At 58.5% G+C, this 11,209-nt stretch carries 10 protein-coding genes and 1 tRNA gene; 5 read left to right on the plus strand and 6 right to left on the minus strand.

What is annotated here, in order from left to right; all coding sequences use genetic code 11:
* Window positions 1-2,439 (minus strand): hypothetical protein (locus C1D09_RS14840; RefSeq protein WP_143975029.1); only part of this gene is annotated, 2,439 nt, incomplete at its 3' end.
* A gap of 74 nt (window positions 2,440-2,513) precedes the next feature.
* A complete protein-coding gene (locus C1D09_RS14845) occupies window positions 2,514-3,962 on the minus strand; it encodes a hypothetical protein (protein WP_143975030.1) in 1,449 nt (482 codons plus the stop codon).
* Window positions 3,963-4,285: 323 nt separating this feature from the next.
* Between C1D09_RS14845 and C1D09_RS14850 the strand changes: the two genes are divergently transcribed.
* Window positions 4,286-5,281 (plus strand): AraC family transcriptional regulator, encoded by a 996-nt coding sequence (locus tag C1D09_RS14850; RefSeq protein ID WP_143975031.1) that lies wholly within the window; start codon window positions 4,286-4,288, stop codon window positions 5,279-5,281.
* Between the two features lie 51 nt (window positions 5,282-5,332).
* The gene (locus C1D09_RS14855) at window positions 5,333-6,472 is read left to right on the plus strand and encodes a TQO small subunit DoxD (protein ID WP_208760386.1); all 1,140 of its coding nucleotides are present in this window, start codon (window positions 5,333-5,335) and stop codon (window positions 6,470-6,472) included.
* Between the two features lie 201 nt (window positions 6,473-6,673).
* Here C1D09_RS14855 and C1D09_RS14860 read toward each other — a convergent pair whose 3' ends face one another.
* Entirely contained in the window at window positions 6,674-7,360 is a 687-nt protein-coding gene (locus tag C1D09_RS14860; RefSeq protein ID WP_143975036.1) for a ZIP family metal transporter, read from the minus strand.
* A gap of 726 nt (window positions 7,361-8,086) precedes the next feature.
* Here C1D09_RS14860 and C1D09_RS14865 point away from each other — a divergent pair.
* The gene (locus tag C1D09_RS14865; RefSeq protein WP_208760387.1) at window positions 8,087-8,977 is read left to right on the plus strand and encodes a phytochelatin synthase family protein; all 891 of its coding nucleotides are present in this window, start codon (window positions 8,087-8,089) and stop codon (window positions 8,975-8,977) included.
* A gap of 87 nt (window positions 8,978-9,064) precedes the next feature.
* Complete coding sequence (locus C1D09_RS14870; RefSeq protein WP_143975032.1) at window positions 9,065-9,259, plus strand: hypothetical protein; 195 nt, start codon at window positions 9,065-9,067, stop codon at window positions 9,257-9,259.
* A gap of 6 nt (window positions 9,260-9,265) precedes the next feature.
* Here the strand turns inward: C1D09_RS14870 and C1D09_RS14875 are convergent.
* Window positions 9,266-9,341, minus strand: a tRNA-Ile gene (locus C1D09_RS14875).
* A 134-nt stretch (window positions 9,342-9,475) separates the two neighbouring features.
* Here C1D09_RS14875 and C1D09_RS14880 point away from each other — a divergent pair.
* A complete protein-coding gene (locus C1D09_RS14880; RefSeq protein WP_143975033.1) occupies window positions 9,476-10,186 on the plus strand; it encodes an SIMPL domain-containing protein in 711 nt (236 codons plus the stop codon).
* Between the two features lie 197 nt (window positions 10,187-10,383).
* Here C1D09_RS14880 and C1D09_RS14885 read toward each other — a convergent pair whose 3' ends face one another.
* Together C1D09_RS14885 and C1D09_RS14890 are read right to left on the minus strand one after the other, a co-directional pair.
* Complete coding sequence (locus tag C1D09_RS14885; RefSeq protein WP_143975034.1) at window positions 10,384-10,770, minus strand: hypothetical protein; 387 nt, start codon at window positions 10,768-10,770, stop codon at window positions 10,384-10,386.
* A gap of 206 nt (window positions 10,771-10,976) precedes the next feature.
* Window positions 10,977-11,209: CxxCxxCC domain-containing protein (locus tag C1D09_RS14890; RefSeq protein WP_484177373.1), on the minus strand; the 233-nt coding region annotated here is incomplete at its 5' end.

Consider the following 11,209-nt stretch of genomic DNA (forward strand, 5'->3'; position numbering starts at 1 on the left):
ACTTATATCGCTATAAACTGATTGTATTTCTTTTATTTCATTTTCTCCCAACCCTTTGAGAACACTCGCAATAGAGTCTGGCGAGAAGTCCGAATCTCGAGCGTTCGCTCGACCGAGCGTGTGCCGGTTGAGCTTACTGACGATCCAACTCGTTTGGGGGTCGCGCGCTTGCGTTTGATTTTTGCACGTCCGGATCGCTGCGGCCACTGTCAGTTGCGAGATACCATCCGCCGGCAATTTGGGTCTTTGATCGGCAATCTTCGCCTTTAACGCTTCGAGCGCCGCCGCGGCATCGGTCGCAGCAGTGGATGCGGTTGTTTCCAGTTGCAGGAACGCGAGTTGTCCCATTTTCCGCATCACGACATGCGTATTGAGGATATCACCCCATTCGAACAGAAAGCGCAGCCACTCGATGATCTCCTCGATCGCCGCGCCGATCTGTTTGAAAACCCACTCGACGATATCCCAAACCTGCTCGGCAAATTTCAGCACCGCTGAAAACGCTGTCTTCAATCCGTTGATGATGATCCGCAGACCGTCATCAACTTTCTCGATGATGATGTTCGCCACTTCCATCAAGCCGCTTGTTACGGCATTCCAGGCGTCGCCGAAGGCGTGTTCGATCGGATCGAAAAGACCTTGCGGAGCAGCAAGTCGGGCCGCCGGGACAGCGCCGACAGGAAGCTTGAGCACAACACCATTTGGCAAATGCGAAACATCGAGCGGCGTTGTGACGGTACTGGAGGTCGGCCGGATGTCGTATGATTGCGGACCAGCGCCGCCGACATCCACGGTCACGTCGTCAGCCTTCCCAGGCTGCGCAAGACGCGATTGTACCTTGACGAGTTGGCGCAGGGCTTGTGCCGCGTCCGAAAGCTGGCCGGATTGGCGAGCCGGTATCAGCGGCACTTTGGCCCCTCCGCGGGTAACGGTCGCTCCGCGTAGATCGTCAGCGTTGACCGATTTGAGACGGTTTGCCACCGCGGCTTTCGGGTCGAAGTCGATCGCCTCCTTCATGAAATCGCCGGCAAGCCGGATTTTCGGAGTCGTAAGCCCCTTTGCCACAGTCGCGATGCTAAACATGCCGAGGGCGTTGGTCTGGATCGTGGCTGACTGGCCGGATTGGTCGACGAAGAAATGGGACCCGTCAACGGCAACGAGGCTGAGCGACGAGGCCGAAATCTTGACGGTCTGATTGGCCAAGGGCGTCCCGTCCGCATCGCTCAGCGTGACCTGCGTCGTATAGCTATTGCACTCCGTGGTCTTGGTCAGATCGGCCGGCCCGACCGGCAGTAGTATCGACCGTGCCGACCACAGGGTCGTCGTCTGATCCTGCGACAGATGCATGAGGGAATGGTCCTGATCTACGGTGAAGAGATCGATCTCGCCGCTCGCCGGGTTGCGCCACGCCGTCATTTCCCCAACCTGCTTCTGCAGGCCGATGGGCTGGCCCCAGCCGCCGGCAGGCTTTTCTTCCACAAATGACAGGATGCCTGTGCTGTTCAGCCACCAGATTTCCAGCCTACCGTCGGGATGGCGCCCGGCACTCATCGCCCGCGGGGAGGCGTCGGCACCCATCGACACTATTTTCGTCGCCGCTTCCGATACGTCCGCTGCGTCTTGCGTTATCTGCTGCTCGGCGTTCAGCCCGTAAAGGCTGTCGGCGCCGAGGAAGAGCTGGGTGTCGCCCGAAGGCAGACCAATCGCTGCAAGAGCGCCGGGATTGATGGTGACCGGCATGACATGGTTGTAGATGCTGAAATCGGGAAACGAGGTCACAATCACGCGTGTGGTGACGTCGTCGACGTGAAGCAGCGTATAGATCAATCCTTCCAGCCCCGGAATTCTAGTCTCGAGTTTGGCGTTGTGTCCGATCGCCATGTCGATGACGCGGTCGCCGTTGAGCGGCAGCGGAACCTCCTTCCAGACTGTTTCCTTTCCCGTTGGGTCGGGATGAAGGAAGAAGGTGGACAGTTGTCGCTGTCCATCAACCGTGGCCACGACGACGACCGGATGTCCGTCAGCAGTCGAACCGGTCGTCATCGCGGTGATTTCGATTCCGGCGCGCGAGCCGCGCGGGGCCCAGCGGCCCGGCTTTCTCGCGGGCGTGAAATCCGTCGCGACGTAGACTGCGCACTCGGCACCCGACTGCGGCGAGGTCGCGATTGCCAGGATTGGCGAGCCGTCAATTGCTTGTGCCGCACATAGATGCAAGGTGCGGAGACCTGTCGGCAGATCCGCGCTGAGATCAGTTCTTTCCCATCCCGTGCTCGAGCCGGGCGCCTTGATAAGCATGTAGACATGGTCGTCGACCCCGACCGAGAAAAGCAGCAACGTGCCGTCCTTCTGCATCGCCGCGGCTATATCCCGGTCGCCGGACAGCTCGCTTCCCGGTACATAGTCTTTCATGATTTCAGAACGGAGGCTGACATTGATCATCGATCTCTCCTGCAGAGACTGGGATTGCCGCGAAGGTTTTTGGAACTGCGTCTTGCCGGTTAACGGTGGCCGCCTCAGTTCTTGATCGTGGTCGTCATCTTGAGGTGGCCCTGTGGCGTCGTGGCGATGTCCTTGAAGAAGAACTCGGAACCTGCCGCGAGGATAATGCGCGACTTCAGGTTCAACCCGCTGGCTTCGAGTGGCGCCGCGATGCCCTTAGGCCACGCCTTGCTCTCCATGTTGTGGAAAATGCCGTTAACTTTGTTGTCTGAAATCGCCGACATTGCTGTGTCGGCGATCATGGAGATCACTTGCTCGAATGTACCAAGTGAGTTCGGATGCTTATGAATGTTGTTGCTTGTCTTGCTGTTGCCGAGGTTGAGCGTCAGATTATTGGCCCCGTCGAAGCCAAAAATAAAATCCGCGTTCCAGAACATCTCGACGTCTGCATATCCAATATAACTTCCGGCCATATCTTTCGCATCGACCTTGAACGCGATGCGGATTTGACAGGAATATTGGGGCTTGCCGGCAACCGGCGTGAAGGTGATCGTCGTGGATTTATCAGACTTTCCTGATTTATGCGCGGTGACGGTATTGTTCGATTGCTTGAAATCCTGTGGCTGGAACCCGAACAATTTTGCAACCGGGGGCACCAGTAATTCCATGACGAGGCGCTCGGCGATCACATAGGCGCCTTGGACCTGATCAGAACTGATCCAGTTGCTGTCGAAGAGCCCCGACTTGGCGTCGGAAGGAACATCTCGCCCTTCCGTTTGCGACAGGAAGTTTAGGCTACTCCGGCCGGGATCCGAGCCTTCGGCATAGATTGAGTAGCTGGATCCGGTCGGCGCGAACATGGCGTCCTTCGGCGGTACTTTCTTGTCCGTTGCCATGTAGCCGAAGATGAAGGGATTGTTTGATCCTCGCAGCGTCTCGATCACGCACTGCACCACGGCGCGCAGTTGAGTGATCACGTTGGGCGAGACGAGGTCGGCGTTCCTTACACCAGCGGCCGGAACGAACTCGTAGCTGTCCATAATCAAATCCGCGTCCTCGAAATTGAGAAACAGATGACGAATGTCGTACATGTCGACGGTGAAGGCCTTCAGTTGCCGCTTGACCGCATCGGGAATGAGCTTGTGTGCCGCGATGTCTGCCTGGGCGATTTCCGCAAGGCTCAAATTGACCGTGACTTTCAGCCCCCAGCCCTTCATCTGGATCGTTTTGCTGGTGACGGCAGGCTTGCCGTTTGCATCACGGCCGAGGCTCGAATAGGTCATCGTTCCTCCGGTAAATGGGAAGATGACGTTGAGCGCTCTTGCGCCGGCGTTGCCTGTCACTGCGTTGACGGTTGGGGTTCCGACAGAAACGTCGATAGACCAGAATCCGTCAGGGTCTGCGGCCTTCCAAGTGGTTGGCAAAACCGAGAGAGCCGATAGCAGCTCCAATTGGTTATTGATCGTCTTCTGGCTGACCGCGTAGACAAGATCGTAGCCGCTCAACTCGTTTAACCCGCTCATCCTTGTCTCCTGCCGCTGGTCTGCGGTCGGGAGACTGTCACGCCAGGACTGACACCGTTAGTCAGTTTGTCTCATGGAACTGGACGTTTTATCTCCACGGCATGGACCGGCTTGCAACGAAAAGACGTGGTTTAGACGCCGTTACTTTCACGGAGAATTTTTTACTAAACTTCCGTTTGTAAGTTGCTTCTCACCTTAACGCCGCCTTAGCCAAAATTATCTATCTCAGGTTGCAGCGTTATCGGCGGAGGCTTTATTCGCCTTTCTCTATAACCTGCTGCGATGCTTCCGTTTTGGCTAAATGCAGTACGGGCGGAGGAGCAGTGAAATCAGCACCCACATCGCTCGCGAATCTGACCACGAATTCGGTGCCGGTAGCGGACCGCCTGGATTTCTGGCAAGAGCAGTTCACATCCTGCATGATATCCCGGCCTGCAAACGATACCGGAGCCGATTTCCGTAGCGAGTTGCTTCGATGCACGGACAGTGACGGAACGTCCTTCATTCATATCCGCGGCGACCCGCTGATATGCGGCTTCGGCAAGCGCGAGAGCGGCCTGGTGCTTGTCGGGTGCGTACGCTCGGGGATCTTCGAGGTCAGCTATGACGATGAGCGCACAACGGTGCTTGATAGCAACAGCGGGCTGATCCTGTTGGATTGTGACCGCCGCTTTGTGACCTCGTCCACTCGGTACGAACTCGCGCAGCTTGCGCTTCCTCGCTCGCTGATAATGAGTGTGCTTGGCCCCAGGCCGGTGTTGCGCGACACAGCTGTTGTCAAGTTACCAAAAAGCGGTTTGACGCCAATCCTGCTTGCTCATCTCGACGCCATGTCACGCCATGGCACCCAACTGGACAAAGCGGACGCTGCGGCCGCGATGCACTCGATGGCCTCTCTCGCGATCGCCATGCTCTCACGCCTTGCACACGGCGAAGATCGGAAGAACGAACTCGACGAATATCTGTTCGCCGCAGCGAGGCGCTACATCGAGGCGCATGCTTCACGCCACGATCTGACTGCCGCTCGCATTGCAACAGCCATAGGGTGCTCACGCGCGCGTCTCTATCGACTGTTCGCCGATCGATCCATGTTTGTTGCCGGTCTCTTGCGGGAAGTTCGGCTTACGCGTGCACGCGCCTTGATCGAGACACACCCTGGGCGACCGGTTGGGCAGATTGCATTCGATTGCGGATATTCCGATCTCTCAACTTTCGGCAAGGCGTTCAAGCGTCGTTACGGGATGTCGCCGATCGAATATCGCGGAGAGGTCGTCAGAGAAAACCATCCGCATTTCAGGGAGACGTCTCGTCCATCGTGACGTTTGAGAATAGTAAGACGAAGGAAGGAACGATTTTAGAGGAAGTGGGATATGACAGACGCGGGCACGTTAGCGACAATGAACCGTGCGGCGCGAGAGAGTCCTGTTGTCGGCGCATTGGATGACGCCCATTGGCGAGGCGCAGCGTTGGGCTTGCTCACCGTGCGGGTCGTGCACGGTTTCATATATTGGGGCGGGGGCTCGCGCCGCTTCATTTACGATCCGGAAAAACTCGACCCGAGCGCGCATAATTGGATGGCGAACAAATTACAGGATGCGATGCCCGGTGCGCTTTTTGGAACCGATCAAGCCATCTCCTTCATGCTCAAACACTTCGATCTTCTCTATGCGACGATCATCGTGTTCAGTGCTGCCGAGTTGCTCGCGGGGATGATGCTCATCGCGGGCTTTATGACGCGCGCCGCCGCGTGCGCGTCTCTCGGCTTCTCAATCGCCTTGATGGTGATGTTCGGATGGATAGGTGCTGTATGTCTCGAGGGATGGACGATGGCCGCATGCAACATCGCCATGGCCTGCACCCTGATGCTTAACGGCAGCGGCGCCTATTCGCTTGATAATTTGCTGCTCAGGCGCCGTCCGCATCTGGCCACGCATCGCTGGTTCCGATGGACGGGCGGAAGCCTTCCTTTGCCGCTTTCAGAAGGTACGTTCCAGAAGCTCGCGCTGCTAGGCTTCTTTCTCGCCACAACCTTTGTGGTCGGGCTCTACAGTCACTATCGCGGCGCTGTGTTGACATCTTTTCATCCTGGTCCAGTAAGCCCATCGGTAACCCACTTCAGCGTGGAAAACGCGAGGGTGAGCGGAAACTTTGTCAGCCTTCACGCCTACCTCGATGCTGGCACACCCGAAGCTCCAGCCTTTATAGTGGAAGCGGCGGTCCAGGACGGTTCCGGAAAGATTCTCGCCCATTGGGACGCGGCAGAGCTCGCAAGCCTGCCGCCGGATCACATCGAGAACGAATACGCATATAATCAGATCGTTCCTGGGCCGCACGGACTGATTGCCCGCATGGGTGCAAAGGCAGAAATACGATTGCCACTTGAGCATTCGCTTCCTGCTGCAGCGCCAAATGCCGTTATCAGCTTGATTGCCGTCGATGGTCAAAGCTTCCGCGCCGACCTCAATATGGACAATGTCAACTCGAGCTCCCGGGCAGAAGAGCAGAGGTAGGATTTCTGACTTCCGTGTCCCCCATCGATAGTGATGTAGCCTTGCTTTCGGCCCATTCGGTCATTGGCGCAGCTCAAGCCGCATTCGCATCGGACCATCCATAGCTCTCCTGGAGCCTTCGGTCATCCTGCCGGGCACGAACATACCGACGACCCCATCGGGAGTGCCCCAACTCCGCCGTTTCGGGATTTGAAAGCAGGATCATTCCATTGTGCTCTCAAGCAAAAGCAGAAGCAGGAAACCAACGAAAAACATAGCCGTGACCCAGGGCCGGTCTGGGGTCTCGTGAGCCTCGACGAGGAGTTCTTCCGTCACCAAATATAGAAGCGCGACCAGACCGAAGGCAAAGAAGCCGGTCAGATACGCGCCGGGAAGTGTCGAAATCGGGACCGCGGCAACTGCACCGAGCGGCAGCAAAAGGACCAGCACGGCGGTAACCGCGACGACCCGGATGGGAGTTTTGACGGACTCGCCGAGTTCGACCGCTACAGTCAACCCGAGAAAGAGCACTTCGATTGTGAGTGCGATCGTCAGCAGCAACCCGACCTTGGCGCCGGCCACAAAACCGAGACCAAGCACCAGACCATCGACGAGTATGTCAGCTCCGACGATCGTCAGGAAGCCGATCGGTCCCTTGCTCCTCTGCTCTAGGTTCTTCAGCAGTAGCATGACGGCCACACCCACGGCGCCGCCGATGGCGACCGGTACGGCTGATCCTTCCTGCTTCAAGCCCGGGAGAATCTCACCTGCCGCGGCGGCGAAGACGACGCCGGCAGCGAAATGCTGAATCGCGCTGACAAGCGCGGGTCCGGGGCGGCGATAAGCAGCAATTGCGGCGCCAAGAATTGCGGCGCCAACAGGAATAAGCGTGTAAATAAAAGAAGCCATTCCGAATGATTGCTGCATAGTTTATCCCCCATGATCGAAATGGCACAACGGAAGACAGTATCAGAAGCCAGTGTCTAAGGACGATACCCTAACTTTCTCGGATCGACATCGACTTGTCTACAATCGCTCGGAAATAGTTGGATTCGGCAACTCAAAGAGGGCGGTTTGAATAGCATTGAAATGGTCATGGCCTCCATTGCTTTTGCCGTTTCCTCGCTGACGAATTTGATCGGCTTCGCGGACTGGACTTCGTATTCCGATATGATGGTCCCGTTTGCAGCTGGCGCATCGATGATGGGCGGGAGAATTGCGTTGGCCTCGCAGTCGTGCACGCGAAGGATGGCCGACCTTGGCTCGCAAGCCGCACGTCGTCGTTGGCGGGCGCTAGCGACAGGACGCGATTCCCGGAAGGAATGCCAGTAGAGCGAGCATTGCGAACGAATTTAGCAGGAGGACGCGGACGTGAAGACACAGGGCAAGTTTGGCAAGATCGCTAAGGCAGAACAGACCGCCGCGACGGCCCGGTCGGAACCAATACAGAGCCAGTTGCATCGGCCCAAGCTTCAATCGACAGTTTAAGGTTATGACCCCCCAAAACTCGGTTTCGAGGCAAAGCGCCTGTAGCGAAGCTACCCGGATTTCAACCTGACGCCGAGCGCAGACACAACTTGACGTGGCAAGGATGGCATGTGCATCTTTGCCACGAATGTTTGATGGAGACAGCACATGCCCTTTCGGGCATTTGTTTCGCGCCGTTATCTTCTGACCGAGCGGCACTGGCCCTCGCCGGTTCCGAGTTGTCGGACGGCAGCCTCCATCTTGCCGATGCAGTTCGCGCCCACCGCGACGGCGGCCACGCATGAAATCGTCAAAGGATGCCGCCGACGCCGACATCAAGGCTTTGGCCGATTGGGTTGGAGCACAGCAATGAGGACGAAAATCCTTTTGGTACTCGCGGCGCTGAGTTTGGCCTCGCCCATGGCCCGTGCCGACCAGCTTATCTACATAACCGAACCCGCCGGCGAAAAACTGTTCGACGAGGCTGACGAAAAATCGGCTTACTTCAAGCTCGCCACCTATCTTGAAACAGAGCAAATCCTTACCTTCTGCGGCCCGGCCACCATTGCCGCCGTTCTCAACAGCCTGGAAATAAAACGCCCGTCGCCGCCACGCCTCTATCCGTGGGGCCTGTTCACGCAGGATCTCGTGTTCACCCCCGAAAACCAGAAGATAAAGTCCTATGCCATGGTTGAAGAGGACGGCCTGGTGCTGGAGCAGATCAACGCTTTTCTCATCAATCTCGGCGTCAAGGCTGAGTTCCATCACGCCGACACCATCGACGTGTCCAAACTCCGGCAGCTGATCAAGGATACGCTTGCCGATCCGAACAAGCGGCTGATCGTCAACTATACACGCCAGGCCATCGGCCAGAACGGCGCTGGCCATGTCTCGCCGATTGGAGCCTATGACGCCGAGACGGATCGCGCCCTGGTGCTGGATGTCGCCAAATACAAATATCCGCCCGTGTGGATGACCCTCGCCGATCTCTACAAGGCGATCAACACAATCGACAGCGGCTCGAATAAGACCCGCGGGATTGTCGTGGTGACGAAATGAGGTCCCCAGCCCGCTGGGGTGTCCATCTGGGCGGATACCGCTTTGAAACGCAGGGACTCACGATCGCGGGCCAATCATGAGCAGGCCATGGGCTCGGAACTTGGCGCGATCTATGTCGCAAATCTATCTGGTGTGGGGTCAGGACAAGATCCTGTTCGGCATCAAAAAACGCGCGTCGATCTGATGAACGACGCGGCCGGTTTCTTCTTTCACCTTCGTGCAAGACACGATGTGGTAGCAGGTGCTGCTTTTCTCGCGCCTGACCGACACGTAGCGATTTGACAATGTTGGTGGGCCCGGAGGGACTCGAACCCCCAACCAAGCGGTTATGAGCCGCCGGCTCTAACCATTGAGCTACAGGCCCCACGCGGGCTGGATTAATGTTTTTTGCTTTCCGGCACAAGGCTTTCCCGACCGGCTTTCGCGGAACGCCCAAATCAACCCATAATCGCGCTCTACGCGACCTGTGCGACTGGATCGCAGACCAAGGAGATTTTCATGACCAAGCATCTTTTGCCCCTCGCGCTCGCCGCTGCAATCGCTTTTCCGGCGATGGCTGGAGCCGCCGATTCGCCGACGCCCGCCCGCATCATTGTTTCGGGTGAAGGCGAAGCGACCACTCCTCCCGACCTCGCATTGCTGTCGCTCAGCGTGATGCGCGAAGCCAAGACGGCGCGGGCCGCACTCGACGCCAACAACGACGCCATGGCCGCCGTGATCGCGGCGATGAAGGCGGCGGGCATCAAGGATCGCGACCTGCAGACGGCCGGCATCCAGATCAACCCGCGCTACAACTACACCAACAAACCCGATGGCAGCCAGGAAGGCGAACTTGTCGCCTACCAGGTGACCAACACGCTTTCGGTGCGCGTGCGCGACATCGACAAGACGGGCGAGATCCTCGACAAGGCTGTTTCGCTCGGCGTCAACCAGGGCGGCGGCATCGCCTTCACCAATGACGATCCGGCGGCCACCGTCACCGAGGCGCGCAAGAAAGCGGTGGCCGACGCCATGGCCAAGGCCAAGACGCTTGCCGCGGCGGCGGGCGTCAGCCTCGGCAAGGTGCTCGAGATCACGGATCAGAACATCAGGCCGGCACCGATGCCGATCAACGCCAAGGCATTCGACGCCGCGGCAGGCGCCGCGCCGGTGCAGGCCGGCGAGAACGCCTATAACGTCCAGGTGACCGTCACCTTCGAACTGAAGTAGCCAGCTTCGACAATCCATGGCCGGGCTCTTCGCCCAGCCATGGATTGGCCGCCCGCGCCTGCATGAAAAAACCCCGCGGGGTCGCTCCCGCGGGGTTTTTCCGAGCCGCACCCGCCCGATGGGACGGAGGCTCCGCTAGTCCAGACCGACCCCATGGGGGTCATGTCTCCAGGCTCATCTTCGAAGAAGACGATGCCTCAGCGATAGATAACCGGGCAACCGCGTTGGTTGGCGAACACGATGACCACGCGGTCGCCGTCCTGGCGGCCCATGACCTTGACCACGCGGCGGTTGACGTCGACGATACGGGCTCGGTAGAGGCCCATGCGCTCCGCCTTGTCGAGGGCGCGATCCGGCGAACAGCCGCGGCGCCAGCCGTCGCGGCGCCAATCGTCACCGCGCCAGTCGTCACGGCGCTCATCGCGGCGATGCCGATAGCCGTCGTCGCCGGCGTAGACGCCGAAGCGCGGATCCTGGTTGTTGCCGAAGCCAAGATAGAGGCTGTCGGCATGGGCAGGAACGGCCGTCAGCGCGCCGAGGCCGAGCAGGGCCGAGAGGGCTGCCGTTTTCACCTTGTTGAACATGGTCTTCTCTCCTTGTTGCGGGCTTGTGCCCGTCCGCTTGAAAGCGATGATGGGAGGATGCGCCAGCCTGCCTGAACTGTTTACGAACCCGGCGTTCATCTGCGGTTCATGTGGCGGGAAAGGGAACCGTCGCCAGGTTTCGAACAACGCGCGCCAAAAGGGGATTCCGCCCGTGTCCGTTATCGGGAGCCGTGCCGAGGCGGACCTCAAGGCTCGTCGTCGAGCATATAATCAAAATAATCTTCAGGCTCGGCCAGATCCGTCTCGCTCGCCTTGACCCGGCCGCGCATCGAAATGCCGGCCTCGTGAACGGTCTCGGCATTGCCCGACACCAGCCGGTGCCACCAATAGAGATCGTGGCCTTCGGCTACCAGCCGGTAGGCGCAGGTGCTTGGCAGCCAGCTGATGGTGCGCACATTCTGCGGCGTCAGCCCGACGC

The sequence above is a fragment of the Mesorhizobium intechi genome, from assembly GCF_002879535.1.
In the GTDB taxonomy this organism is placed as follows: Bacteria; Pseudomonadota; Alphaproteobacteria; order Rhizobiales; family Rhizobiaceae; genus Mesorhizobium; species Mesorhizobium intechi.